Source organism: Escherichia whittamii, from assembly GCF_014836715.1.
Lineage (GTDB): Bacteria > Pseudomonadota > Gammaproteobacteria > Enterobacterales > Enterobacteriaceae > Escherichia > Escherichia whittamii.
In genome coordinates this window covers 222,780-247,681 of record NZ_JACSQI010000002.1, presented here as the reverse complement: position 1 = coordinate 247,681, position 24,902 = coordinate 222,780, and the positions used below count along the sequence as shown (strand labels likewise).

General features: G+C 50.3%; 25 protein-coding genes. 16 read left to right on the top strand and 9 right to left on the bottom strand.

Translation table 11 applies throughout. The features are described from left to right. Positions 1–6: 6 nt before the first annotated feature. The 3 genes from ydjY to xthA form a co-directional block, all read right to left on the bottom strand. Complete coding sequence (gene ydjY / locus H9644_RS03940) at positions 7–684, bottom strand: lipoprotein YdjY (protein ID WP_064529180.1); 678 nt, start codon at positions 682–684, stop codon at positions 7–9. A 4-nt stretch (positions 685–688) separates the two neighbouring features. After that, positions 689–1,399 carry a TVP38/TMEM64 family protein gene (locus tag H9644_RS03935; RefSeq protein WP_191773316.1) on the bottom strand — a complete coding sequence of 237 codons (711 nt, stop codon included), beginning with the start codon at positions 1,397–1,399 and terminating at the stop codon, positions 689–691. A gap of 167 nt (positions 1,400–1,566) precedes the next feature. Continuing rightward, positions 1,567–2,373: an exodeoxyribonuclease III gene (xthA, locus tag H9644_RS03930; protein WP_191773313.1), complete on the bottom strand. Its 807-nt coding sequence runs from the start codon at positions 2,371–2,373 to the stop codon at positions 1,567–1,569. 444 nt (positions 2,374–2,817) lie between these two features. Between xthA and astC the strand changes: the two genes are divergently transcribed. From astC to ves, 7 genes are all read left to right on the top strand, one after another. Then, positions 2,818–4,038, top strand: a complete 1,221-nt coding sequence (astC, locus tag H9644_RS03925; protein ID WP_191773311.1) for a succinylornithine/acetylornithine transaminase — start codon at positions 2,818–2,820, stop codon at positions 4,036–4,038. Further along, positions 4,035–5,069 (top strand): arginine N-succinyltransferase, encoded by a 1,035-nt coding sequence (gene astA / locus H9644_RS03920; RefSeq protein ID WP_191773309.1) that lies wholly within the window; start codon positions 4,035–4,037, stop codon positions 5,067–5,069. The genes astC and astA overlap by 4 nt, the downstream gene beginning before the upstream one ends. After that, positions 5,066–6,544, top strand: a complete 1,479-nt coding sequence (gene astD / locus H9644_RS03915; protein ID WP_191773307.1) for a succinylglutamate-semialdehyde dehydrogenase — start codon at positions 5,066–5,068, stop codon at positions 6,542–6,544. The genes astA and astD overlap by 4 nt, the downstream gene beginning before the upstream one ends. Next, complete coding sequence (gene astB / locus H9644_RS03910) at positions 6,541–7,884, top strand: N-succinylarginine dihydrolase (RefSeq protein ID WP_191773305.1); 1,344 nt, start codon at positions 6,541–6,543, stop codon at positions 7,882–7,884. The genes astD and astB overlap by 4 nt, the downstream gene beginning before the upstream one ends. Further along, positions 7,877–8,848 carry a succinylglutamate desuccinylase gene (gene astE, locus H9644_RS03905; protein ID WP_191773303.1) on the top strand — a complete coding sequence of 324 codons (972 nt, stop codon included), beginning with the start codon at positions 7,877–7,879 and terminating at the stop codon, positions 8,846–8,848. Before astB ends, astE begins: the two co-directional genes overlap by 8 nt. A gap of 325 nt (positions 8,849–9,173) precedes the next feature. After that, complete coding sequence (gene spy, locus H9644_RS03900) at positions 9,174–9,659, top strand: ATP-independent periplasmic protein-refolding chaperone Spy (RefSeq protein WP_064529172.1); 486 nt, start codon at positions 9,174–9,176, stop codon at positions 9,657–9,659. Between the two features lie 197 nt (positions 9,660–9,856). Beyond that, positions 9,857–10,432 carry an environmental stress-induced protein Ves gene (gene ves, locus H9644_RS03895; protein WP_064529171.1) on the top strand — a complete coding sequence of 192 codons (576 nt, stop codon included), beginning with the start codon at positions 9,857–9,859 and terminating at the stop codon, positions 10,430–10,432. Here ves and cho read toward each other — a convergent pair. Both cho and nadE read right to left on the bottom strand, forming a co-directional pair. Then, positions 10,392–11,279 (bottom strand): excinuclease Cho, encoded by an 888-nt coding sequence (gene cho / locus H9644_RS03890; RefSeq protein ID WP_064529170.1) that lies wholly within the window; start codon positions 11,277–11,279, stop codon positions 10,392–10,394. The genes ves and cho overlap by 41 nt on opposite strands. Positions 11,280–11,509: 230 nt before the next feature. Continuing rightward, positions 11,510–12,337 carry an ammonia-dependent NAD(+) synthetase gene (gene nadE / locus H9644_RS03885; RefSeq protein WP_064529168.1) on the bottom strand — a complete coding sequence of 276 codons (828 nt, stop codon included), beginning with the start codon at positions 12,335–12,337 and terminating at the stop codon, positions 11,510–11,512. A gap of 200 nt (positions 12,338–12,537) precedes the next feature. On the opposite strand from nadE, the gene osmE reads away from it, so the two are divergent. The 7 genes from osmE to chbG all read left to right on the top strand — a co-directional run bounded on the left by osmE (position 12,538) and on the right by chbG (position 18,432). Further along, a complete protein-coding gene (gene osmE / locus H9644_RS03880) occupies positions 12,538–12,876 on the top strand; it encodes an osmotically-inducible lipoprotein OsmE (protein WP_064529167.1) in 339 nt (112 codons plus the stop codon). Positions 12,877–13,174: 298 nt separating this feature from the next. Continuing rightward, positions 13,175–13,495, top strand: a complete 321-nt coding sequence (gene chbB, locus H9644_RS03875; RefSeq protein WP_000412160.1) for a PTS N,N'-diacetylchitobiose transporter subunit IIB — start codon at positions 13,175–13,177, stop codon at positions 13,493–13,495. Positions 13,496–13,576: 81 nt separating this feature from the next. Further along, positions 13,577–14,935: a PTS N,N'-diacetylchitobiose transporter subunit IIC gene (gene chbC, locus H9644_RS03870; protein ID WP_064529166.1), complete on the top strand. Its 1,359-nt coding sequence runs from the start codon at positions 13,577–13,579 to the stop codon at positions 14,933–14,935. A gap of 53 nt (positions 14,936–14,988) precedes the next feature. After that, positions 14,989–15,339 (top strand): PTS N,N'-diacetylchitobiose transporter subunit IIA, encoded by a 351-nt coding sequence (gene chbA / locus H9644_RS03865; protein ID WP_064529165.1) that lies wholly within the window; start codon positions 14,989–14,991, stop codon positions 15,337–15,339. Between the two features lie 10 nt (positions 15,340–15,349). Then, positions 15,350–16,189, top strand: coding sequence for a transcriptional regulator ChbR (gene chbR, locus H9644_RS03860; RefSeq protein ID WP_064529164.1), 840 nt, complete (start codon positions 15,350–15,352; stop codon positions 16,187–16,189). A 119-nt stretch (positions 16,190–16,308) separates the two neighbouring features. After that, complete coding sequence (gene celF / locus H9644_RS03855) at positions 16,309–17,661, top strand: 6-phospho-beta-glucosidase (RefSeq protein WP_191773301.1); 1,353 nt, start codon at positions 16,309–16,311, stop codon at positions 17,659–17,661. Between the two features lie 12 nt (positions 17,662–17,673). Further along, positions 17,674–18,432: a chitin disaccharide deacetylase gene (gene chbG, locus H9644_RS03850; protein ID WP_191773299.1), complete on the top strand. Its 759-nt coding sequence runs from the start codon at positions 17,674–17,676 to the stop codon at positions 18,430–18,432. A 46-nt stretch (positions 18,433–18,478) separates the two neighbouring features. Here chbG and katE read toward each other — a convergent pair whose 3' ends face one another. After that, complete coding sequence (gene katE / locus H9644_RS03845) at positions 18,479–20,740, bottom strand: catalase HPII (protein ID WP_191773297.1); 2,262 nt, start codon at positions 20,738–20,740, stop codon at positions 18,479–18,481. 183 nt (positions 20,741–20,923) lie between these two features. Between katE and cedA the strand changes: the two genes are divergently transcribed. Beyond that, positions 20,924–21,187 carry a cell division activator CedA gene (gene cedA / locus H9644_RS03840; RefSeq protein WP_180555850.1) on the top strand — a complete coding sequence of 88 codons (264 nt, stop codon included), beginning with the start codon at positions 20,924–20,926 and terminating at the stop codon, positions 21,185–21,187. A 47-nt stretch (positions 21,188–21,234) separates the two neighbouring features. On the opposite strand, the gene tcyP is transcribed toward cedA, so the two are convergent. From tcyP to hxpB, 3 genes are all read right to left on the bottom strand, one after another. Continuing rightward, positions 21,235–22,626 (bottom strand): cystine/sulfocysteine:cation symporter, encoded by a 1,392-nt coding sequence (tcyP, locus tag H9644_RS03835; protein ID WP_191773295.1) that lies wholly within the window; start codon positions 22,624–22,626, stop codon positions 21,235–21,237. 132 nt (positions 22,627–22,758) lie between these two features. Continuing rightward, positions 22,759–23,349 carry a metal-dependent hydrolase gene (locus H9644_RS03830; RefSeq protein ID WP_191773292.1) on the bottom strand — a complete coding sequence of 197 codons (591 nt, stop codon included), beginning with the start codon at positions 23,347–23,349 and terminating at the stop codon, positions 22,759–22,761. Positions 23,350–23,510: 161 nt separating this feature from the next. Continuing rightward, positions 23,511–24,179, bottom strand: a complete 669-nt coding sequence (gene hxpB / locus H9644_RS03825) for a hexitol phosphatase HxpB (protein WP_064529158.1) — start codon at positions 24,177–24,179, stop codon at positions 23,511–23,513. A 146-nt stretch (positions 24,180–24,325) separates the two neighbouring features. Between hxpB and H9644_RS03820 the strand changes: the two genes are divergently transcribed. After that, the gene (locus H9644_RS03820; RefSeq protein WP_064529157.1) at positions 24,326–24,862 is read left to right on the top strand and encodes a YniB family protein; all 537 of its coding nucleotides are present in this window, start codon (positions 24,326–24,328) and stop codon (positions 24,860–24,862) included. The last annotated feature ends 40 nt before the right edge of the window (positions 24,863–24,902 follow it).

Here is a 24,902-nt window from a genome sequence, read left to right as displayed (position 1 = left end):
AGGTTGTTATTCGGCGATTTTAAAGGTAACCGTTGCCAGCGTGTTATCTGCCGGGAGAACCGACGCATTGCCTTTGAATTTCACTTCGCTGCGTTTTTCGACCGCACCATAAGTGTATGTCGCATTGCTGACGATACCGACCGGGCAGCTATCCAGACATACCAGGCATCCTGTTTTTTTCTCTTCCGCCGCCGCTAAGTTACCACCAAAGCGCATGTCCAGTTTTTTACCGTTACTATCGACAATCACGTCATCGAAGGAATACGCTTTTGCCGCTCCTTGCCAGTTAACCGAAATATCCAGTTTGCTGCCTGCGACGTGAGTCGTTTCTTTATTATCCATCGTCATGTTTTCGCCAGGCGTACCACCGGCCTGCTTCAGGGCTTCATAAAATGCTTTCGGCGTGGCATAACCCATAAACAGTGATTTATGTCCGTTGGAGCCATCTTTAAACACAATGCCGTGGCGGGTATCGTCGGTGAGGAAACGCCCATTAATTTGCACCAGCATGGTTACCGTATGGTTATTTGCATCGACACGTAGCGGCTGGCTGTCCGAAAGCCCGTCGTATTCCACTTTTACCGCCGTACTCTCTTTTTGATCGCAGCCACTCAGCCCCGCAACGGCCAGTAAACACAGTGCAGCCAGTCCTTTTTTCCATGACACTGAATAATGTTGCAACATCGTTCTATCCTTCATTTTTAGGGTGAGTGAGTGGGCTGTGGCGCGAAGCAGACAGATCCACGTGTTTGTGACGAGCGTAGAGTTTGGCAAGCTGGACGAGAATAAACAGCGCCAGGCCAGCCAGACAGAGTTGTAAAATAAAGCGCAGCGTAATGCCTTCACGGGCGAGATCGCTCGCCATCACGGTATAAATCACTATTCCCGGCAGAGTGGTTAATGCCGAAATAAGGGTATAAGGCCAGAAGGCGATGGCGGTTAATCCGTAAGCGTAATTTTGAATATTGTAAGGAAACAGCGGGATTAAGCGGGTCAGAATAAGAAAATCGATACCGTTACGCGTAATGCCTTTTTCAATGGCCTGAAAAGTGTGGCTATGACCGACGTATTTCAGCAGTAAATCACGCCCCAGAAAGCGCGCCAACAGGAACGAGCAGGATGAGGCCAGCGTGGCGGCAATTAACGAAAGTAGCGTTCCTGTTAGCGGACCAAAAACTATTCCACCGGCGATCACCAGTACGCTACCCGGTAACAGAAACAGGGTGGCGATGATAAATAACAGAATATAGAGGCTATAACCGAAAAATCCGCTCTGGCGAATGAGTGTCTGTAAGTGGGGTAAATCGGTGAGCAGATCGAATAAACCGAAAGCATGGATAGCGTAAATTATCAGTGCAAAAAACAGACAGGCAAAAAGAAATTTACGCTCAGTGTTCATCGTGGAGTTTCCTATATCAAACTTGATAATAGAGAAGTGGTCAGACAACTAAAAAACGCAGTGACGGTATAACAAAGGACGGCGGGCAACAAATCATTACTGACAGTTTGTTGATTTTTCTCAAGGTTAATTCTCCTGACCCAGTGCGAGCCAGGAGAACGGAGAAATTAGCGGCGGAAGGTGGCCCAGACAGGGGCGTGATCTGACGGTTTTTCCATACTGCGGATTTCATAGTCGATGCCAGTTTCTACGCAGCATGCGGCCAGCGGCTGGCTGGCAAGTAGCAGGTCGATACGCAGACCACGGTTATCGTCAAAACCTTTTGAGCGGTAATCAAACCATGAGAAACGATCTGCTGTTTCCGGATTCGCATGGCGGAAGGTATCCACCAGCCCCCAACTCATCAGTCTGTCCATCCATTCGCGTTCTTCTGGCAGGAAAGAACATTTACCGGTACGCAGCCAGCGTTTGCGGTTCTCTTCGCCAATACCGATATCGAGGTCTGTAGGGCTGATATTCATATCGCCCATAATTAATACCGGATTATCACGTTTGAGTTCGGTTTCCAGGTAGTTTTGCAGGTTCTGGTAAAACTGCGCCTTTGCCGGGAATTTTATGGGGTGGTCGCGGCTTTCGCCCTGCGGGAAGTAGCCGTTGATCACGGTGACATTACCCAGCGGTGAGGGAATTTCCGCCATAATAATACGCCGTTGTGCGTCTTCGCCGTCGCCTGGGAAGCCACGACGCACGGCAATCGGCGTCTCTTTGGTCAACAGCGCCACACCGTAATGGCCTTTCTGCCCGTGATAAAACACGTTGTAGCCGAGCTTTGCCACATCTTCGAGCGGAAACATATCATCATGAACTTTTGTCTCCTGCAGGCCAATCACATCAGGCTGGTGCTTGTCGACGATAGCTTCAAGCTGGTGTGGTCTGGCGCGCAGGCCGTTGATATTAAAAGAGACAAATTTCATAGTCGCTGCCATTTATTCTGATAATGAGTGCGTGGATGTTAGCAGAAATTCGTCTGACTTACTGCCTGTTGTTAAGTGATTTGATCGATGGTTGTTAATGATGTCAACGATGGCGCAGAAAATGCCCGCTTTTGGTGCGAGTTGCGTCAGAATGGCGCAGCAATTTCCAGTAAATTTCGTCAATGATCACAATTCCAGAATTATATTTTACTGCTGCATAACATTTCGTTTTTTATTCTTTTTATTCATCTGTATCGCAAACGTATTCACTTTATATGCACTTCAGGTGCATATCGCTGGGTTGTAACGTCTTGATTTCCAGTTAACTGCCGCCGTTTATGCAATTTTTCACTGGCTGGCACGAACCCTGCAATCTACATTTACAGTGCAAACATTACTTATTATTAACATATAAATAACTATTTATTTACTGTAGGGGTCGCTATGTCTCAGCCAATTACGCGTGAAAACTTTGATGAATGGATGATACCTGTTTACGCTCCGGCGCCGTTTATACCGGTACGTGGCGAAGGTTCGCGCTTGTGGGATCAGCAGGGAAAAGAGTATATCGACTTCGCGGGGGGCATAGCGGTAAACGCACTGGGTCATGCGCATCCGGAACTGCGCGAGGCGCTGAACGAACAGGCGAGTAAGTTCTGGCATACCGGCAATGGTTACACCAACGAACCGGTACTGCGACTGGCGAAAAAGTTAATCGACGCCACTTTTGCCGAGCGCGTCTTCTTTTGTAACTCCGGCGCGGAAGCCAACGAAGCGGCCCTGAAACTGGCGCGTAAATTCGCCCACGACCGCTACGGCAGCCATAAGAGCGGTATTGTGGCGTTTAAAAATGCGTTTCACGGTCGCACGCTATTTACCGTCAGCGCGGGCGGACAACCAGCCTATTCACAGGATTTTGCGCCACTGCCGCCGGATATCCGTCATGCTGCGTATAACGATCTCAATTCTGCCAGGGCGCTGATTGACGACGCCACCTGTGCGGTGATTGTCGAGCCCATCCAGGGGGAAGGCGGTGTGGTGCCAGCCAGCAACGCGTTTTTACAAGGTCTGCGTGAATTGTGTGACCGCCACAATGCATTGCTGATTTTTGATGAAGTACAAACGGGCGTCGGGCGCACAGGGGAACTGTATGCCTATATGCACTACGGTGTAACGCCCGATCTGTTGACCACCGCCAAAGCGCTGGGCGGCGGTTTCCCCGTTGGCGCTCTGTTGGCAACCGAAGAGTGCGGCCGCGTGATGACCGTTGGCACCCACGGCACCACCTATGGCGGCAATCCGTTGGCATCGGCGGTGGCGGGTAAAGTACTTGATCTCATCAACACGCCAGAAATGCTTAACGGTGTTAAGCAGCGTCATGACTGGTTTGTTGAACGTCTTAATACCATTAATCACCGCTGCGGTTTGTTCAGTGAAATTCGCGGCTTAGGTCTGCTGATTGGCTGCGTGCTGAATGCGGATTACGCCGGGCAAGCGAAACAAATTTCTCAGGAGGCGGCGAAAGCGGGCGTGATGGTGCTGATTGCTGGCGGCAATGTGGTGCGTTTTGCTCCGGCACTGAATGTCAGCGAAGAAGAGGTGACGACCGGACTGGATCGCTTTGCGGTGGCTTGCGAACGCTTTGTGAGCGGAGGTTCATCATGATGGTCATCCGTCCCGTTGAGCGCTCAGATGTCTCGGCGTTAATGCAGCTTGCCAGCAAAACGGGCGGCGGTCTGACGTCGCTTCCCGCCAATGAAGCCACGCTTTTGGCACGTATCGAAAGGGCCATCAAAACCTGGCAGGGCGAACTGCCCAAAAGCGAGCAGGGCTATGTGTTCGTGCTGGAAGAGAGTGAGACAGGGACTGTGGCAGGGATTTGCGCTATTGAGGTGGCTGTCGGGCTGAACGATCCCTGGTATAACTATCGTGTCGGCACACTGGTCCACGCCTCAAAAGAGCTGAATGTCTATAACGCATTGCCGACGCTGTTTCTCAGTAACGATCACACCGGCAGCAGCGAGCTGTGTACCTTGTTTCTCGACCCGGACTGGCGCAAAGAGGGCAACGGCTATTTGCTGTCGAAATCGCGCTTTATGTTTATGGCGGCCTTTCGCGACAAGTTTAACGACAAAGTGGTTGCCGAAATGCGCGGGGTGATTGACGAACACGGCTATTCACCGTTCTGGCAAAGCCTCGGTAAACGCTTCTTTTCGATGGATTTTAGCCGCGCTGATTTTCTCTGCGGCACCGGGCAAAAGGCGTTTATCGCTGAACTGATGCCAAAACATCCGATCTATACGGACTTTTTATCCCAGGAAGCGCAGGACGTTATCGGCCAGGTGCATCCGCAAACTGCGCCCGCGCGGGCGGTGCTGGAAAAAGAGGGCTTTCGCTACCGCAACTATATCGACATCTTCGACGGCGGGCCGACGCTGGAGTGTGACATTGACCGCGTTCGCGCTATCCGCAAAAGTCGGCTGGTGGAAGTAGCCGAAGGACAACCTGCACAGAGCGATTTTCCGGCTTGCCTCGTCGCCAATGAAAATTATCACCATTTCCGCGTGTTGCTGGTGCGTGCCGATCCGGCGACCGAACGTTTGATATTAACCGCCGCACAACTGGATGCCCTCAAATGCCACGCCGGGGATCACGTTCGACTGGTGCGCCTGTGCGCAGAGGAGAAAACAGCATGACTTTATGGATTAACGGTGACTGGGTGACGGGCCTGGGTGCACTGCGCGTGAAGCGTAATCCGGTAACTGGCGAGGTGTTATGGCAGGGCAATGATGCCGAGGCCGCTCAGGTAGAGCTGGCTTGTCGGGCCGCTCGTGCAGCGTTTCCACGTTGGGCGCAGCTCTCCTTTGGCGATCGTCAGGTAAGAGTTGAACGATTTGCCGCACTGCTGGAAAGCAACAAAGCCGAATTAACGGCGATTATTGCCAGAGAAACGGGTAAGCCGCGCTGGGAAGCGGCAACCGAAGTGACGGCGATGATTAATAAGATCGCTATATCAATCAAGGCGTATCACGTTCGCACGGGAGAGCAGCGCAGTGAAATGCCGGATGGAGCGGCGAGCTTGCGCCATCGTCCACACGGCGTGCTGGCGGTGTTTGGACCGTACAATTTCCCCGGTCATCTGCCTAACGGGCATATTGTTCCGGCGCTGCTGGCAGGCAACACGGTAATCTTTAAACCCAGCGAACTGACACCCTGGAGCGGCGAGGCAGTAATGCGTTTATGGCAGCAGGCTGGCTTGCCGTCGGGCGTGCTGAACCTGGTCCAGGGCGGGCGCGAAACCGGCCAGGCACTCAGTGCGCTGGAGGATCTCGACGGTTTGCTGTTTACCGGTAGCGCCAATACCGGCTACCAGCTACATCGCCAGCTTTCCGGTCAGCCGGAAAAAATCCTCGCCCTCGAAATGGGCGGTAATAACCCGCTGATTATTGATGACGTGGTAGATGTCGACGCCGCTGTCCATCTGACTATCCAGTCGGCATTTGTCACCGCGGGGCAACGCTGTACCTGCGCCCGCCGTTTATTGGTGAAAAGCGGGGCGCAGGGCGATGCGTTTCTTGCTCGCCTTGTTGCCGTCAGCCAGCGGTTAATGCCGGGGAACTGGGATGACGAACCGCAACCGTTTATTGGTGGGCTAATTTCTGAACAGGCCGCACTGCAGGTTGTTACTGCCTGGCAGGAACTGGAAGCATTGGGCGGGCAAACGCTGCTTGCGCCACGTTTGCTACGAGCGGGAACATCGCTTCTGACGCCAGGGATCGTTGAAATGACGGGCGTTTCAGGCGTGCAGGATGAAGAAGTGTTTGGGCCGCTACTTCGCGTATGGCGTTATGACACCTTTGATGGCGCCATAAAGATGGCGAATAACACCCGCTTTGGCCTCTCTTGTGGGCTGGTTTCCCCAAAACGGGAAAAGTTCGAGCAACTGTTACTGGAAGCGCGGGCAGGGATTGTTAACTGGAACAAACCGCTTACCGGAGCCGCCAGTACCGCACCATTCGGCGGCGTTGGCGCTTCCGGCAACCATCGCCCCAGCGCCTGGTATGCGGCGGATTATTGTGCCTGGCCGATGGCAAGCCTGGAGTCAGACTCGTTAACGTTGCCTGCGACGCTTAACCCCGGTCTGGATTTTTCCGATGAGGTGGTGCGATGAACGCCTGGGAAGTCAATTTCGACGGACTGGTGGGGCTGACGCACCATTACGCGGGCCTGTCGTTTGGTAATCAAGCCTCCACCAGCCACCGTTTTCAGGTATCTAACCCACGACTGGCGGCGAAGCAAGGCTTACTGAAAATGAAAGCCCTTGCCGATGCGGGATTTCCCCAGGCGGTGATCCCACCGCACGAGCGTCCGTTTATTCCGGTGCTGCGTCAGCTGGGCTTCAGCGGCAGCGATGAGCAGGTACTGGAAAAGGTTGCCCGCCAGGCACCACACTGGCTTTCCAGCGTCAGTTCAGCATCGCCAATGTGGGTAGCGAATGCGGCCACGGTAGCGCCATCCGCCGATACGCTGGATGGCAAAGTGCATTTCACGGTCGCCAACCTGAACAATAAATTTCACCGTTCGCTGGAAGCACCGATTACCGAATCGCTGTTAAACGCCATTTTTAACGATAAAGAGAAATTCACCGTCCATTCGGCGTTGCCACAGGTCGCGTTGCTCGGTGACGAAGGGGCGGCAAATCACAATCGTCTTGGCGGTCATTACGGCGAACCCGGTATGCAAATTTTTGTTTACGGGCGAGAAGAGGGTAACGGTTCGCGGCCTTCCCGATATCCGGCGCGGCAGACCCGCGAAGCCAGCGAGGCGGTAGCCAGGCTGAATCAGGTTAATCCGCAGCAGGTTATTTTCGCCCAGCAAAACCCGGACGTTATCGACCAGGGCGTCTTTCATAATGATGTCATTGCCGTAAGCAACCGCCAGCTGCTGTTTTGCCATCAGCAGGCATTTGCTCGCCAGGCACAGTTACTGGCAAACCTGCGTTCGCGGGTCAACGGTTTTACGGCGATAGAAGTTCCGGCGTCGCAGGTTTCTGTGTCAGATGCGGTGTCTACGTATTTGTTTAACAGCCAGCTGTTGAGCCGCGATGACGGCTCCATGCTGCTGGTGCTGCCGCAGGAGTGCCGGGAACACGCCGGAGTATGGCGTTATCTCAATGAACTGCTTACTGCTGACAATCCAGTTAGCGAGTTAAAAGTCTTTGATTTACGCGAAAGCATGGCAAACGGCGGTGGCCCGGCGTGCCTGCGATTGCGCGTTGTGTTGACGGAAGAAGAACGACGGGCGGTCAATCCGGCGGTGATGATGAATGATACCTTGTTTAATGCGCTTAATGACTGGGTGGATCGTTACTACCGCGATCGTCTTACCGCTGCCGATCTGGCCGACCCGCAATTGCTGCGCGAAGGGCGGGAAGCGCTGGATGCGTTGACTCAATTACTGAATCTCGGTTCAGTTTACCCGTTCCAGCGCGAGGGAGGAGGCAATGGATAATTTTCTCACCCTGACATTGGAGGGTAAAAAACCTGCCATCACCGAGAGAGAAATCAACGGTATTCGCTGGCGCTGGCTGGGGGATGGCGTGCTGGAACTGACGCCATTAACCCCACCGCAAGGCGCGTTGGTAATTTCGGCGGGGATCCACGGTAATGAAACGGCACCTGTAGAAATGCTGGACGCCCTACTTGGCGCAATTTATCACGGCGAAATTAAGTTACGCTGGCGCTTGTTGGCAATCCTTGGAAATCCCCCAGCGCTGAAGCAAGGAAAGCGCTATTGCCATAGCGATATGAACCGGATGTTTGGCGGACGCTGGCAGCAGTTTGCCGAAAGCGGCGAAACCTGTCGCGCCCGCGAGCTGGAACAGTGCCTGGAAGATTTTTATCAGCAGGGCAAAGAGTCTGTTCGCTGGCATCTTGATCTGCATACTGCTATTCGCGGTTCGTACCACCAGCGGTTTGGTGTTTTACCGCAACGAGACATTCCCTGGGACGAAAGTTTTCTGACTTGGCTGGGCGCGGCAGGGCTGGAGGCGTTGGTGTTTCATCAGGCGCCAGGCGGCACGTTTACCCATTTCAGCTGCAAATATTTTGGCGCACTGGCGTGTACGCTGGAGCTCGGCAAAGCACTGCCGTTTGGGCAAAACGAGCTTCGTCAGTTTGTGCCAACCACCGATGCAATTGCTGCGCTGTTAGCAGGGGCGAGAGTCGGTAACGAGAGAAAACAGCCCCTGCGTTACCGGGTGGTATCGCAAATTACCCGTCACTCTGCTGCCTTCGAAATGCATATGGCGAGCGAGACGCTGAATTTCACGCCATTTAAGAAAGGGACGTTATTGGCGCAGGATGGTGAGGAACGTTTTACCGTGACTCATGATATTGAATATGTGTTATTCCCCAATCCATTGGTAGCGTCAGGATTACGCGCGGGATTAATGCTGGAAAAAATAACCTGGTAATTGCCCGCAGAAAGGTTTCTGCGGGTATTTAATAACGGCTTTCGGAATAATACGGATTAATCCTGGGCGTTTGCTTTATTTATCGCCATTTATCAGGTATAGTCCTTCATAATTTCTGCAAAATCATTGTGTTGTAATATTTATTCATCACTTTCCTTCAAATTTTCTTTTTTTCTCCATAATTGGCGAAAAAGTGTTTTTTACACTTTCATTGATTTACCGTTGCTCTGATTAATTGACGCTAAACTCAGTAAAGTTAATCTCGTCAACACGGCACGCTACTAAAGAAAGCCGTAACAAATAACTGAAAGGAAGGATATAGAATATGCGTAAATTAACTGCACTGTTTGTTGCCTCTACCCTGGCTCTTGGCGCGGCTAACCTGGCCCACGCCGCTGATACCACTACCGCAGCACCGGCTGATGCGAAGCCGATGATGCACCATAAAGGCAAGTTCGGCCCGCATCATGACATGATGTTCAAAGACCTGAACCTGACCGACGCGCAGAAACAGCAGATTCGTGAAATCATGAAAGGCCAGCGTGACCAGATGAAACGTCCGCCGCTGGAAGAACGCCGCGCAATGCATGACATCATCGCCAGCGATACTTTCGACAAAGCAAAAGCTGAAGCGCAGATTGCTAAAATGGAAGAACAGCGCAAAGCTAACATGCTGGCGCACATGGAAACCCAGAACAAGATTTACAACATCCTGACGCCGGAGCAGAAAAAGCAATTTAATGCTAATTTTGAGAAGCGTCTGACAGAACGCCCTGCGGCAAAAGGTAAAATGCCTGCAACTGCTGAATAATCTTTCAGCCCAAAAACTTAAGACCGCCGGTCTTGTCCACTACCTTGCAGTAAGGCGGTGGACAGGATCGGCGGTTTTCTTTTATGCGCCTGTGCCTGTCATTTTTGCAAAAACGCTAATGTAAATCACACGAGTTGCCGATAACAATCCACGGTTGCCTGAGCGATAACAATGAAAAGAGCATGCCCGGAGCGAGTATGGAATACTTTGATATGCGTAAAATGTCGGTGAACCTGTGGCGAAACGCTGCTGGTGAAACTCGTGAGATCTGTAGCTTTCCCCCTGCGAAACGTGATTTTTACTGGCGTGCCAGCATTGCGTCCATTGCGGCCAATGGTGAATTTTCTTTATTTCCTGGGATGGAAAGATGTGTGACGCTGCTGGAAGGCGGTGAGATGCTTCTTGAAAGCGCAGATCGTTTTAGCCATACCTTAAAGCCGTTACAGCCTTTTGCTTTCGCGGCGGACCAGGTGGTAAAAGCGAAACTGACGGAAGGGCAGATGTCGATGGATTTCAACATTATGACGCGTCTGGATGCCTGTAAGGCGAAAGTCAGAATTGCCGATCGTACGTTCACCACATTTGGTTCACGCGGTGGGGTCGTGTTTGTGATTAGCGGGGCATGGCAACTGGGCGAAAAATTGTTAACCACCGACCAGGGCGCGTGCTGGTACGATGGCAAACACACCCTGCGGCTTTTGCAACCGCAAGGCAAACTGCTGTTCAGTGAAATTAACTGGCTTGCAGGCCATTCACCGGATCAAGTTCAGTAATTTCATAGCGACCGGAAAGGAGTGGTTTACAAAGAATTTTATAACCATCGTGATCGAATCCGGCGGGCGTACGGATCAACGTTGTCGCCTCTTCCAGCGAATCAACTGCCCCCAGCCACAGCCAGTTATGAATAATATGGTATTGGGTCATTTCCGGATGCTGTTCTTTCAATGCCACCGCCCCTTGCCATGGCCAGCAGATCACCCGCAAACGTTCCAGTGACTGGAGCAGACGTTGAGCATGATCTTCATGGCTCTCCTTTCCGCAGCACGCTCCGGCGCAACGTTTTAGCGCCGAACGAAAGCAAGCACGACCGCGGCTTAACGGTTCCAGCCCGAGCAGACCATAACAGAGCTTTTGTTCATCGGCGATTGTCTGTAATGCCTGTAATGCCGAGCGGCGATTGGCAAACAGGCCAAACAGGTTTGGCGCAGTAGAAAAATCCACGTCTTTGGCGTACACCACATCTACGCGCTTTTCATTCAGTTGCAGGGCGCAGAGTTGACGATTGCGGCGCAGCCGTTTATTAAACAATGGCTGTTGCTCTTTGATTAGACGCGCTTCAAGGAGCAGGGCGCCGATTTCTCCCGCGGTACACATCCAGCTAATGCGTCGGGATTGTCGCAGCATGGCCGCTTCATCCGGGGTACGTAAATGAGAAAGGACGCGGCTGCGGATGTTAACACTTTTGCCGATATAGAGCGGCATGGTGTTACTTTCGCCATGAAACAGATATACCCCTGGTCGGGTGGGTAATTCATTAAGAAATGAACGTAGATGTTCGGGATATTCGTAAATTGCCGCCGCTTCAAATTCGAGCCGCGGGGAAGTTAAACGCCGTACCACTGTTTACTCCAAATGCTGGTCGTTTATCCAGTATAGCGAGTGGATGGCGATTAAAAAAGAGGCAAGGCCGATGACAAAGGTAACACCGCCTGATGCGCTACACTTATCAGGCCTACTCGACCCCTGCAATGTATTGAATTTGCAAGGTTTTGTAGGCCGAATAAGGCGTTCACGCCGCATCCGGCATGAACAAAGTACTCTTTTTCGCACAAACTAATATGTGCAGATTATTACTTTTTCCAGAAATCATCGAAAACCGTAATTGGTGGGCGGCGTTTATGCTCGGTTTTCAGATACCAGTTCTCAATCGTTCTGGCGACCTGTTCCGGGACGTTTTTCCCTTCCAGATAGTCATCGATATTTTCATACGTTACGCCGAGCGCGACTTCATCCGGCAGTGACGGGCGGTCATCTTCCAGATCGGCTGTTGGCGCCTTCTTATAGAGATGCTCAGGGCAACCTAACGCTGCCAGTAACTGTTTACCCTGGCGTTTGTTCAGACGATACAATGGGTTAATGTCTGTGCCACCATCACCATATTTCGTGAAGAATCCAGTAATGGCTTCTGCCGCATGATCGGTGCCAACCACGACGCCGTTAGTCATGCCCGCAATGCTGTATTGCGCTTTCATTCGCTCACGCGCTTTTTCATTGCCACGCACAAAATCGCTCAGTTCAATACCCGCTTCCCGCAATGCCTGTTCGCTGGCGAGTACCGCGCCCTTGATATTGACGGTTAATACGCGATCCGGCTGAATAAAGGCAATGGCGTCCTGGCAATCTTGTTCGTCGGCCTGAACACCGTAGGGCAGGCGCACGGCGATAAATTGCAGTGATTCGTTACCGGTTTCCTGGCGCAGCTCATTAATTGCCATCTGACACAGCTTACCGGCAAGGGTAGAGTCCTGACCGCCACTAATGCCGAGTACCAGTGATTTAATGAAAGGGTAGGTTTGTAGATAGCTTTTCAGAAAATCGACGCTGCGACGAATTTCCTCTTCAGCATTAATCTGCGGTTTTGCGCCCAGCGCCTTTATTATTTGTTGCTGCAATGTCATTGAACCCCTCCAGACAGAAAAATAAAACTTCCTTAAAGCTAACCCGTTGCTACAGAAACGACAAGCGACAGCAGGTTGAATGGTGGTTAAAACGTCATACAGGAATCCTCTGAAAGCGAAACCGTTTCGCTCTCAGGCTTGAAAAAGCCTCCGATGTATTCCAGGCTTATCTAACACGCTGATAAACAAGAGGACGGAATATGAACAAGAATATGGCAGGAATTCTGGGTGCAGCGGCGGTATTAACCATGCTGGCAGGTTGTACGGCGTATGATCGTACCAAAGACCAGTTTGTACAGCCTGTGGTGAAAGACGTCAAAAAAGGCATGAGCCGGGCACAGGTTGCACAAATTGCGGGTAAACCTTCGTCTGAAGTGAGCATGATCCATGCTCGTGGTACTTGCCAGACCTACATTCTGGGTCAACGTGATGGTAAAGCAGAAACCTATTTTGTCGCGTTAGATGATACTGGGCATGTGATCAACACTGGCTATCAGACCTGTGCCGAATACGACACTGATCCGCAGGCTGCGAAGTAATTCCTTCATCTGAAAGCTTGAGTTACAACGAAAACCGGCCATTGTGCCGGTTTTTTTATGGGGGAAGCTTATTTGTTGACGCGAATTATTTAACCGAAATGTGAAGGTGGTCAAAACGGCAGGTCAAGGAGAGACAATTTGTATAGTCAAAGAAATACTATTGCTCAGGTCAATACCGTATACTCTTTTCAGCCACCAAAAAAAGTCATGTTGGTTTCGCAAGTTACCCAGAGCATGGAAGCAGGTGAAGGCTTGCGGAGTGTCTGGCTGACAGATAATCGTCGATGAGGGCAGTTTTATGGAAAAGAAACACATTTATCTGTTTTGTTCTGCGGGCATGTCTACCTCTTTATTGGTATCAAAAATGCGCGCGCAGGCAGAAAAATATGAAGTTCCGGTCATTATTGAAGCATTTCCAGAAACGCTGGCTGGTGAAAAAGGGCTGAATGCCGATGTTGTTTTATTAGGGCCGCAGATTGCTTATATGTTGCCTGAAATTCAGCGTTTGTTACCCAACAAACCGGTGGAAGTAATTGACTCGCTGTTATATGGCAAAGTCGATGGTTTAGGCGTGCTTAAGGCTGCAGTTGCAGCAATTAAAAAAGCCGCAGCAAATTAATTTTTAAATTTTCCCGTCAAAGAGTTATTTCATAAATCTATACTGCAATATTTGAATTGCGGTTTTTAAGGGTATTTTTCTATGAGTAATGTTATTGCATCGCTTGAAAAGGTACTCCTCCCTTTTGCTGTTAAAATAGGAAAGCAGCCGCACGTTAATGCAATCAAAAACGGTTTTATTCGCTTAATGCCGTTAACCCTCGCAGGGGCTATGTTTGTATTAATTAATAACGTTTTCCTTAGCTTTGGGGAGGGGTCATTTTTTTATTCCTTAGGTATTCGCCTCGACGCCTCGACTATTGAAACACTCAATGGTCTGAAAGGTATTGGCGGAAATGTTTATAACGGAACATTGGGGATTATGTCCTTAATGACACCGTTCTTTATCGGCATGGCGCTGGCAGAAGAGCGTAAAGTCGATGCGCTGGCTGCGGGATTGCTATCCGTTGCGGCGTTTATGACCGTCACGCCTTATAGCGTCGGCGAGGCTTATGCCGTCGGCGCTAATTGGTTAGGCGGCGCAAATATCATCTCCGGGATTATTATCGGCCTGGTGGTGGCCGAAATGTTTACCTTTATTGTCCACCGCAACTGGGTAATTAAATTACCCGATAGCGTACCTGCGTCGGTATCGCGTTCTTTCTCTGCATTAATTCCTGGCTTTATTATTCTTTCCGTGATGGGGATTATTGCCTGGGCGCTGACGACCTGGGGTACAAACTTCCATCAGATCATTATGGATACTATCTCGACGCCGCTGGCATCGTTGGGGAGTGTGGTCGGCTGGGCGTATGTGATTTTTGTTCCACTGCTCTGGTTCTTCGGTATTCACGGCGCGCTGGCGCTGACCGCTCTGGACAACGGCATCATGACGCCGTGGGCGTTGGAAAACATCGCGACCTACCAGCAATATGGTTCTGTCGAAGCGGCGTTGGCAGCCGGCAAGACCTTCCATATCTGGGCCAAGCCGATGCTGGACTCTTTTATTTTCCTCGGTGGCAGTGGCGCGACTTTGGGCCTGATTCTGGCAATCTTTATTGCTTCTCGCCGTGCTGATTACCGTCAGGTGGCAAAACTGGCGCTGCCGTCTGGTATCTTCCAGATTAACGAACCGATTCTGTTTGGTCTGCCGATTATTATGAACCCGGTGATGTTTATCCCGTTTGTGCTGGTACAACCGATTCTGGCGGCAATCACTCTGGCGGCATATTACATGGGTATTATTCCACCAGTGACCAACATCGCGCCGTGGACCATGCCAACCGGTCTGGGAGCCTTCTTTAACACCAACGGTAGCGTTGCCGCCTTACTGGTCGCACTCTTCAACCTCGGTATTGCCACGCTGATTTATCTGCCATTTGTTGTGGTGGCTAACAAAGCACAAAACGTGATGGATAAAGAAGAGAGTGAAGAAGATATTGCTAACGCTCTGAAATTTTAATCGATATCGGCACAGGTAACTCTGTGCCGGGTAAGGAAAGTGAGGAAATGAGTATGATGGATCTCGACAATATTCCAGATACGCAAACTGAAGCCGAAGAGCTGGAAGAAGTGGTGATGGGGCTTATCATTAACTCCGGGCAGGCGCGCAGTCTGGCGTATGCGGCGCTGAAACAGGCAAAGCAGGGCGATTTTGCCGCAGCAAAAGCGATGATGGATCAGTCACGAATGGCGTTGAATGAAGCGCATCTGGTACAGACGAAACTGATTGAAGGAGACGCAGGCGAAGGTAAGATGAAAGTGAGTCTGGTGCTGGTCCACGCCCAGGATCATTTAATGACCTCAATGCTCGCACGTGAACTGATTAGCGAATTGATTGAGCTTCATGAAAAATTGAAGGCATAAGGAGTGAAAGATGCAGCCAGTGATTAACGCGCCGGAAATTGCCACAGCCCGTGAACAACAACTGTTTAATGGCAAAAACTTCCATGTGTTTATCTACAACAAAACTGAGAGTATCAGTGGGCTGCACCAACACGACTATTATGAATTCACCCTTGTGTTAACTGGTCGTTATTACCAGGAGATAAACGGTAAACGTGTGTTGCTGGAGCGGGGCGATTTTGTCTTTATTCCGTTGGGATCGCACCATCAAAGTTTTTATGAGTTTGGCGCCACACGTATATTAAATGTTGGGATCAGCAAACGTTTTTTTGAGCAGCATTATCTGCCGTTGTTGCCTTATTGCTTTGTCGCATCACAGGTATACCGGACCAATAACGCCTTTCTCACCTATGTGGAAACAGTCATCTCTTCACTGAATTTCCGTGAAACCGGGTTGGAAGAGTTTGTTGAGACAGTTACTTTTTATGTTATCAACCGCTTACGTCATTACCGTGAGGAACAGGTAATTGATGATGTGCCGCAGTGGCTGAAAAGCACGGTTGAAAAGATGCATGATAAAGAGCGGTTTAGTGAAAATGCGCTGGAAAATATGGTGATACTGTCGGCGAAATCGCAGGAATATTTGACACGAGCGACCCAGCGATATTATGGCAAAACACCAATGCAGATTATTAATGAAATTCGCATTAATTTTGCCAAAAAACAACTGGAAATGACCAACTATTCGGTAACGGATATTGCATTTGAAGCCGGTTATAGTAGCCCAAGTCTGTTTATTAAAACGTTTAAGAAACTGACCTCGTTTACACCCAATAGCTATCGTAAAAAATTGACCGAATTTAATCAGTAGCCGTTGTATCAGAACACTAAATTTACATGCTTGCTCTGTATAATCTGGTGTTTCCAGGTTATTCCTGACTTAACGGCAGGCACGACGAATATCAGTATTTCCTAATAAAGGGAGAAATTATGAGCCAGAAATTAAAAGTCGTCACTATTGGTGGCGGGAGCAGCTATACCCCGGAATTACTGGAAGGGTTTATTAAACGTTACCACGAACTGCCGGTTAGTGAATTATGGCTGGTGGATGTCGACGGTGGTAAAGCGAAACTGGATATTATTTTTGATCTCTGCCAGCGGATGATTGATAACGCTGGGGTACCAATGAAGCTTTATAAAACACTCGACCGCCGCGAAGCATTGAAAGATGCCGATTTCGTCACCACCCAGCTGCGCGTAGGTCAATTACCAGCACGCGAACTCGATGAACGTATTCCGTTAAGTCATGGTTATCTCGGCCAGGAAACCAACGGTGCAGGTGGCCTGTTTAAAGGTCTGCGTACCATTCCGGTAATTTTTGACATAGTCAAAGATGTTGAAGAACTTTGTCCCAATGCATGGGTGATTAACTTTACGAACCCAGCGGGAATGGTCACCGAAGCCGTTTATCGTCATACCGGATTTAAACGCTTTATCGGCGTGTGTAATATTCCGATTGGCATGAAGATGTTTATCAGCGATGTTTTAGCGTTGAATGAGAACGATGATTTATCTATCGATCTGTTCGGGCTTAACCACATGGTATTTATTAAAGATGTGCTGGTAAATGGCAAGTCGCGCTTTGCCGAATTACTTGATGGTGTGGCATCCGGGCAGTTAAAAGCATCTGGTGTTAAAAATATTTTCGACCTGCCGTTTAGCGAAGGCTTAATTCGTTCACTGAATCTGTTGCCTTGCTCGTATCTGCTTTATTACTTCAAGCAAAAAGAGATGCTGGCGATTGAAATGGGTGAGTATTATAAAGGCGGCGCACGTGCACAGGTGGTACAGAAAGTTGAGAAACAACTCTTTGACCTGTATAAAAATCCGGATCTGAAAGTTAAGCCGAAAGAACTGGAACAGCGCGGCGGGGCATATTACTCAGATGCGGCGTGTGAAGTGATTAATGCTATCTACAATGACAAGCAAGCGGAACATTACATAAATATTCCTCATCATGGGCATATTGATAATATTCCGGCAGACTGGGCGGTAGAAATGACCTGTACACTGGGGCGCAACGGCGCGACGCCACATCCGCGCATTACACACTTCGATGACAAAGTCATGGGCTTGATTCACACCATCAAAGGCTTTGAGATTGCCGCCAGCCACGCAGCCCTTAGCGGTGAATTTAACGATGTGTTACTGGCGCTCAACCTTAGCCCGCTGGTGCATTCCGATCGTGATGCGGAATTGCTGGCAAGAGAGATGATTCTGGCGCATGAGAAGTGGTTGCCAAACTTTGCTGACTGCATTACGGAACTCAAAAAAGCACATTGATTGAGGCTGATTATGGAACGCTTACTGATTGTTAATGCCGATGACTTTGGCTTAAGTAAAGGCCAGAACTACGGCATTATCGAGGCCTGTCGTAACGGTATTGTCACGTCAACGACGGCGCTGGTGAATGGGGAAGCTATCGACCATGCGGTGCGGTTAAGTCGTGATGAGCCGAGTCTGGCTGTTGGGATGCACTTTGTCCTTACAATGGGCAAGCCGCTGACTGCGATGCCGGGGCTGACCCGGCAAGGCGTCCTGGGGAAATGGATCTGGCAGCTGGCAGAAGAGGATGCCTTACCACTGGAAGAGATTTCCCAGGAACTCGCCCGCCAGTATCTGCGATTCATTGAATTGTTTGGCCGCAAACCAACACATCTTGATAGCCATCATCATGTGCATATGTTCCCGCAGATTTTCCCGATTGTGGCGAAGTTTGCGGCTGAAGAGGGGATTGCGTTGCGTATTGATCGCCAGCCAGTATTTAACGACGGTGATTTACCCGCAAATCTGCGCAGTTCTCAGGGCTTCAGCAGTGCATTCTATGGTGAAGAGATCAGTGAATCACTGTTCCTGCAAGTGTTGGATGATTCCAGTCATCGCGGTGAACGTTCGCTGGAAGTGATGTGCCATCCGGCGTTTGTCGATAACACAATTCGTCAGAGTGCTTACTGTTTCCCACGGTTAGCAGAACTGGATGTGTTAACGTCGGCGTCGTTGAAGTATGCCATTGCCGAGCGTGGTTATCGGTTGGGTAGTTATCTGGATGCGTAAGGATGTTGGTAAAGTCACTCCCTGGGGGGAGTGACTTTATTCATATTTACGCCGGAATTTTGTCAATCTTAGACATACGTGACCACACGCGGTGCGCTGCCATTAGCGTTAACAGTTCATCCATAAAACTGCCGTCTGCGCTGTCGGCTTCTACAATCCCTTCTTCACCCTTGTCATCCACCTTGATTGCCGCCTTAAACTTGCGTGCATCGCCCGCCAGCGCAATCGGTTTAAGGTGCTTGTAGGCTTCCATCAGGTAATAGTTCGCATCGCCGTTGTCTGCGATATCGGCGATATTGCCGCAAGGGACAATGACCGCATCCACCGTCAGCGAAGGCGCTCCGGCAAAGGTAGCGGCTATTGGCAACACCGTGCCGTCATCGGCGGTCACTTTGCCCATCCGTGAATAAAGCAGTTTGGCATGAACGCCTTTGGCTTTCAGCGCCTTGAGAATGACCAACAGGTCTGCCGATCTCACTTCATCATTAAGCAAAATCGCTACCACACGGCCTTTCACATTACCGTCAGGAATGGCATACAGGCTTAACGCCGGATCTTTCTTCAGCCCGTTTACGTCCGGTGGCGGCGTAATATTCAGCTGGTCGTCAGTCAGTTCGATACCGAGATTTTTTGCTACCGCCTGCGCCAGGTTAAGATCGATATGCGCTAACTGATCAACGACGCGTTCACGAATATACGGACGAGCAACTTTACTCAATTCAAAGCTGAAAGCGTCGATGATGTGGCGTTGTTCAAATGGCGTCTGACTCAGCCAGAACAGACGCGGATGGGAATAATATTCGCCAAACGATGGGCTGCGCTCGCGGACTTTGTTGCCTTCTACGCGCTCCTGGTATGATTCAAATCCGCCGCGTTTCGGCCCCGGCGGTGTTTCGCGCGGCCAGTTGTCGTTGATCGAGTTCGGTTCGTAGTTTGCCGGATTTGTGTCGATTCCCATGCGGTGCATGCCGTCACGCTGGAAATTATGGTAAGGGCAGGTCGGGCGGTTAATCGGAATTTCATGGAAATTCGGCCCACCAAGACGACTGATTTGTGTATCGGTATAAGAGAACAAACGACCCTGCAATAGTGGGTCGTTAGTGAAATCCAGACCGGGGACAATATGCCCTGGATGGAAAGCCACCTGTTCGTTTTCGGCAAAGAAGTTGTCCGGGTTGCGGTTAAGCACCATTTTGCCGACGCGCTGTACTGGCACCAGTTCTTCCGGAATAAGTTTGGTTGGATCGAGAAGGTCGAAATCGAACCTGAATTCGTCCTCTTCCGGGATTAACTGGAAGCCCAGTTCGTACTCCGGGAAATCGCCTGCCTCAATGGCTTCCCACAGCTCGCGGCGGTGGAAGTCCGGGTCACGTCCGGTGAGTTTCTGCGCTTCATCCCATACCAACGAGGCTTTGCCTGCCAGCGGTTTCCAGTGGAAACGCACAAACGTTGCTTTCCCTTCGGCGTTAATCAGGCGGAAAGTGTGGATGCCGAAACCTTCCATCGTACGGTAGCTGCGTGGGATCCCGCGATCCGACATCGCCCATATCACGTTATGCAGCGTTTCTGGTTGCAGGGAAACATAATCCCAGAATGTGTCGTGGGCGCTACCTCCCTGTGGGATCGCCCAGTGCGGTTCCGGTTTTACCGCATGAACAAAATCGGGGAATTTATGCGCATCCTGAATAAAGAAGATCGGCGTATTGTTGCCGACAAGGTCAAAAATACCCTCTTCGGTATAGAATTTGGTGGCAAAACCGCGAATATCACGCACGGTATCTGCCGAGCCAGCGCCCCCCTGAACGGTCGAGAAACGGACAAATACCGGGGTAATTTTGCTCGGGTCAGACAGGAAATCGGCTTTGGTTATATCACTTAAGTTTTTATACGGCTGGAAATAACCATGAGCCGCAGATCCTCGCGCATGAACAATACGTTCCGGGATACGCTCATGGTCAAAGTGAGTGATCTTCTCGCGCAGAATAAAATCTTCCAACAGCGTTGGACCACGGCTACCGGCACGCAGTGAGTTTTGATCGTCAGCGATGCGCACGCCCTGATTGGTGGTCAGCGCATAATTTTCACTACCTTTACGTGCATCTTCCAGGGAATTGAGTTTTTCGTTACGCGTATCAGGAGCTTTCAGACTGCCTGGTACGGTAGGTTGCGCACCTGGTGGGGTCGGTTCAGCCGCTGGACGATGAGAGCCGTCCTCAGGTGCCAGTGAGTCCATTCCTGGTTTCGCTTCGTTCGAATCGTGCAGGGGGGACTGGTGCTGATGTGGGGTCTTTTCGTTATGTTGCGACATTGAACTCGTCTCCTTAATTCATTGCTGAATGGGGCGTTTTTTTTGGTCAAAAAACCATCTAACTATAGACCAGCAGGGGGATCTCGCTCCGGAAGTGGAGCTGGCGAAAGTATTTGAAGATGTACGCGAAGCAGGACGGACGTGGGTTAAATCGGCTAAACTACAGTTTTTCTGATTTTTAATATGCGTTTAGTGAAGCCAGTAATGAAGAAACCGCTACGTCAGCAAAACCGCCCGATTATTAGCTATGTCCCGCGCACGGAACCTGCACCGCCAGAGCACGCGATTAAAATGGATTCGTTTCGTGATGTCTGGATACTACGTGGCAAATATGTGGCGTTTGTCCTGGTGGGGGAATCATTCTTGCGCTCACCAGCGTTTAGTGTGCCGGAGTCCGCCCAGCGTTGGGCGAATCAGATTCGACAAGAGAATGAGGTCGAAGAGTAAAAAAAACGCCTGTCGGGATGACAGGCGTTTTGCGTCATAAGGCAGGGTTAACGGTGAGCCAGTTCGGCGTCATCTTCGCTATCCAGAATGGATTTATCGGTCTGCTTCAGCCACTGGCTGGTCAGCGTACCTGCGGTCATAGAACCACTGACGTTCAGTGCCGTACGGCCCATATCGATAAGGGGTTCTACGGAAATTAACAATGCCACCAGCGTTACCGGCAAGCCCATCGCCGGGAGTACAATCAGTGCGGCGAATGTTGCACCGCCACCAACGCCTGCAACGCCTGCTGAACTCACAGTAACGATACCAACGAGTGTCGCAATCCACATTGGGTCCAGCGGGTTAATGCCAACCGTAGGCGCAACCATCACTGCCAGCATTGCCGGATACAGCCCGGCACAGCCGTTCTGACCAATGGTCGCGCCGAAAGAGGCGGCGAAACTGGCGATGGATTCAGGAACACCCAGACGACGCGTTTGTGCTTCTACATTCAGCGGAATAGACGCAGCGCTGGAGCGACTGGTGAAGGCAAACGTCAGCACTGGCCATACTTTACGGAAGTATTTCAGCGGGCTTACGCCATTAATGCCCAGCAGAATGCCATGCACTGCAAACATAATCAGCAGGCCGAGGTAGGACGCGACAACGAAGCTACCCAGTTTAATGATGTCCTGCAGGTTGGAACCAGCAACGACTTTGGTCATCAGTGCCAGAACACCGTATGGCGTCAGTTGCATGACCAGGCGAACCAGTTTCATCACCCAGCTTTGCAGCGTATCGATAGCGGTTAAGACGCGTTCACCTTTCGGCGCATCATCTTTCAGCAGTTTCAGTGCTGCAACGCCAAGGAAAGCCGCAAAAATTACCACGCTGATAATTGACGTCGGATTGGCACCGGTCAGATCGGCAAACGGGTTTTTCGGGATAAAGGACAAGACAAGCTGCGGAACGCTCAGGTCAGAGACTTTACCGACATAGTTGCTTTCGATAGCGTTCAGACGCGCAGTTTCAGCGCCACCCTGAACCAGACCCTCAGCGGTCAGACCAAACAGATTAGTGACCAGCACACCGACCAGCGCCGCAATCAGCGTGGTAAACAGTAGCGTACCAATAGTCAGAAAACTGATTTTGCCTAGTTGAGACGCGTTATGCAGGCGGGCAACCGCACTTAAAATGGAGGCAAATACCAGTGGCATGACGATCATTTGCAGTAACTGAACGTAGCCGTTACCGACAATGTTAAACCACTGCACAGAATCTTTAAGTACCTGGCTGTCGGAACCATAAATGGTATGCAGGGCAAGGCCAAAAACCACACCCATCACCAGACCTACCAGCACTTTTTTGGCCAGACTCCACTGTTTGTGGCGGGTTTGGGCCAGCGCAAACAGCAGCACAACGAACACTATGATGTTCGCAATTAATGGAAAGTTCATCCCCGTTCTCCTGATCTTATTATTTCTATCGCTACGCAGTAGCCATAGTGTTGACGCAAGATTAACAGAACTGTGAGCTGGCTCTTATATTCAAATGGAATGGCTTATTCCATAAAAGCAATTTTTGTTTTTTTAGTATTCAACCTGATGCTTAATAAGGCGATGAAACTCGATCTGCAAGGTATTAATCATTTGCGATGACCAACGCACGGCACTGTTTTCGGGCAGTGAATGGGGCATCCACACTGACCAGACAAACAACGCCATGCAGATAAAACGTTCTAACTGGTTGCCTTTTTGTGGAACCAGAATTGGCAGACGGAAACGCCATCGGCACGGCCAGAGTAGGGGAACGCCTGCGGGGGTCAGCATATCAGCAAGAATATGACTCAAATAACCGAGAACCATACCTTGCAAAGCATCAGCCGGAATAAACCAGCTTTCCGGGACTTTCAGATAAAAGGTCGCCAGTAGAGCGAACACCGCCAGCAGACTGTGGGTAAAGCCACGGTGACCAAAAGCGCGGGCAATGGGTTTTGATATCCACTTTAATCGCTGCCCAAGAAACGATTTTGGGTGGTCGATGTCCGGTAACAGACAAGTTAATATTGCGGAAGGGACAATATGCCACCAGTCACCCTGTGCCAGCACGGGCGTAAGTTCGGCATTTTTAGCAAACACCGCACAAGCAATAGAAAAGAGGAGGTGACCTTCCGCCGTCATGATAAAACTCACTAAACTGTCGATACGTACAGTATAGGTTTTTTATACAGTGCGCGGAAGTGGTGACGGTGTAACTCTTCATCACATTATGATGATAAAATCGTCAGTTGAACGTAATTTCAGATAAGCAACCAGGGGCAGTGTCACCACGCCCCTTTTTTTTAACCGAGGAGCTCTTTCGCAGTAAGTTCGGTTAAAGATGAAAGTTTTACATTCGCCAACACAAAACGGGGATCATTTTGCGCTTCCGGTGCTGGAACGACGATGGAGCGCATTCGTGCTGCTTTTGAGGCAATCATGCCATTAACAGAGTCTTCCAGCGCTACGCAGGCGATTGGGTCAACGCCCAGTTTTGCAGCGCAGTCGAGATAAACCTGCGGATGCGGCTTGCTGTAAGGCAATTTTTCGGCGGAGGCGAGGGCATCGAAACTGTCACGTAGGTCAAACATGGCCAGCACTTTTTCAAGCATATGCAGCGGTGACGCTGAAGCCAGACCAACCAGTAAGCCCTGCGCTTTACATAAAGCAACGGCTTCACGCACGCCAGGCAGTAATGGACGCGTCTCTTCAACCAGCGAAATGGCGCGGGCAATCACCCGGTCTACCACTTCCTGACGACTCGGGCCATTCCACGGTTGCCGGGCATACCACAGATCAACCACCATATCGATGCGTAAACCTAAGGTGTCCGGTAGCTCATGACGACGGGAGATGTCCACCCCCAGGCTTGCCATCACATCCAGTTCGGCCCGATCCCATAATGGTTCGGAGTCGATAAGTAATCCATCCATATCAAAAATTGCAGCAAGAATCTGTCGTGGGGTTGACATTACAACCTCTCCTTTAGAGCATTATGTGTAAGGTATTAAGCAGTGCTTATGATTGAGCGCCTATCATATCGCCTTTAAAGAATGGGCGAAAACAGATATCTACAGGTAAACTAAGTGAATCGACGCGTCTTAATCAAGGAGAACTCATGACGTATCAACAAGCTGGACGCATTGCTATTTTGAAAAGGATTTCCGGTTGGGTGATTTTTATACCAACACTTGTTTCCACGTTGATTTCCTTGCTGAAGTTTATGAATACCCGGCAAGAAACCCAGGAAGGCATTAATGCGGTAATGCTCGACTTTGCCCATGTCATGATTGATATGATGCAGGCGAATACGCCTTTTTTGAATCTGTTCTGGTATAACTCACCGACGCCCAATTTTAATGGTGGTGTGAACGTTATGTTCTGGGTAATTTTCATTCTGATTTTTATCGGACTGGCGTTGCAAGACTCTGGAGCACGCATGAGTCGTCAGGCGCGCTTCTTGCGCGAAGGCGTTGAAGATCAACTCATTCTGGAGAAGGCTAAAGGGGAAGAGGGGTTAACGCGTGAACAGATCGAGTCGCGCGTAGTCGTTCCACGCCATACTATCTTCACGCAGTTTTTTTCACTGTATATCCTGCCGGTAATTTGTATTGCTGCGGGGTACGTGTTCTTTTCTCTGCTCGGTTTCATTTAATACAAAGGCCGCGCGGTGCGGCCATTATCATCGACTCCCG

Excerpts from the sequence above, each read along its gene's own strand:
- ydjY (WP_064529180.1), bottom strand. The coding sequence starts at position 684 with ATGTTGCAACATTATTCAGTGTCATGGAAAAAAGGACTGGCTGCACTG.
- H9644_RS03935 (WP_191773316.1), bottom strand. The coding sequence starts at position 1,399 with ATGAACACTGAGCGTAAATTTCTTTTTGCCTGTCTGTTTTTTGCACTG.
- xthA (WP_191773313.1), bottom strand. The coding sequence starts at position 2,373 with ATGAAATTTGTCTCTTTTAATATCAACGGCCTGCGCGCCAGACCACAC.
- astC (WP_191773311.1), top strand. The coding sequence starts at position 2,818 with ATGTCTCAGCCAATTACGCGTGAAAACTTTGATGAATGGATGATACCT.
- astA (WP_191773309.1), top strand. The coding sequence starts at position 4,035 with ATGATGGTCATCCGTCCCGTTGAGCGCTCAGATGTCTCGGCGTTAATG.
- astD (WP_191773307.1), top strand. The coding sequence starts at position 5,066 with ATGACTTTATGGATTAACGGTGACTGGGTGACGGGCCTGGGTGCACTG.
- astB (WP_191773305.1), top strand. The coding sequence starts at position 6,541 with ATGAACGCCTGGGAAGTCAATTTCGACGGACTGGTGGGGCTGACGCAC.
- astE (WP_191773303.1), top strand. The coding sequence starts at position 7,877 with ATGGATAATTTTCTCACCCTGACATTGGAGGGTAAAAAACCTGCCATC.
- spy (WP_064529172.1), top strand. The coding sequence starts at position 9,174 with ATGCGTAAATTAACTGCACTGTTTGTTGCCTCTACCCTGGCTCTTGGC.
- ves (WP_064529171.1), top strand. The coding sequence starts at position 9,857 with ATGGAATACTTTGATATGCGTAAAATGTCGGTGAACCTGTGGCGAAAC.
- nadE (WP_064529168.1), bottom strand. The coding sequence starts at position 12,337 with ATGACATTGCAGCAACAAATAATAAAGGCGCTGGGCGCAAAACCGCAG.
- osmE (WP_064529167.1), top strand. The coding sequence starts at position 12,538 with ATGAACAAGAATATGGCAGGAATTCTGGGTGCAGCGGCGGTATTAACC.
- chbB (WP_000412160.1), top strand. The coding sequence starts at position 13,175 with ATGGAAAAGAAACACATTTATCTGTTTTGTTCTGCGGGCATGTCTACC.
- chbC (WP_064529166.1), top strand. The coding sequence starts at position 13,577 with ATGAGTAATGTTATTGCATCGCTTGAAAAGGTACTCCTCCCTTTTGCT.
- chbA (WP_064529165.1), top strand. The coding sequence starts at position 14,989 with ATGATGGATCTCGACAATATTCCAGATACGCAAACTGAAGCCGAAGAG.
- chbR (WP_064529164.1), top strand. The coding sequence starts at position 15,350 with ATGCAGCCAGTGATTAACGCGCCGGAAATTGCCACAGCCCGTGAACAA.
- celF (WP_191773301.1), top strand. The coding sequence starts at position 16,309 with ATGAGCCAGAAATTAAAAGTCGTCACTATTGGTGGCGGGAGCAGCTAT.
- chbG (WP_191773299.1), top strand. The coding sequence starts at position 17,674 with ATGGAACGCTTACTGATTGTTAATGCCGATGACTTTGGCTTAAGTAAA.
- katE (WP_191773297.1), bottom strand. The coding sequence starts at position 20,740 with ATGTCGCAACATAACGAAAAGACCCCACATCAGCACCAGTCCCCCCTG.
- cedA (WP_180555850.1), top strand. The coding sequence starts at position 20,924 with ATGCGTTTAGTGAAGCCAGTAATGAAGAAACCGCTACGTCAGCAAAAC.
- tcyP (WP_191773295.1), bottom strand. The coding sequence starts at position 22,626 with ATGAACTTTCCATTAATTGCGAACATCATAGTGTTCGTTGTGCTGCTG.
- H9644_RS03830 (WP_191773292.1), bottom strand. The coding sequence starts at position 23,349 with ATGACGGCGGAAGGTCACCTCCTCTTTTCTATTGCTTGTGCGGTGTTT.
- hxpB (WP_064529158.1), bottom strand. The coding sequence starts at position 24,179 with ATGTCAACCCCACGACAGATTCTTGCTGCAATTTTTGATATGGATGGA.
- H9644_RS03820 (WP_064529157.1), top strand. The coding sequence starts at position 24,326 with ATGACGTATCAACAAGCTGGACGCATTGCTATTTTGAAAAGGATTTCC.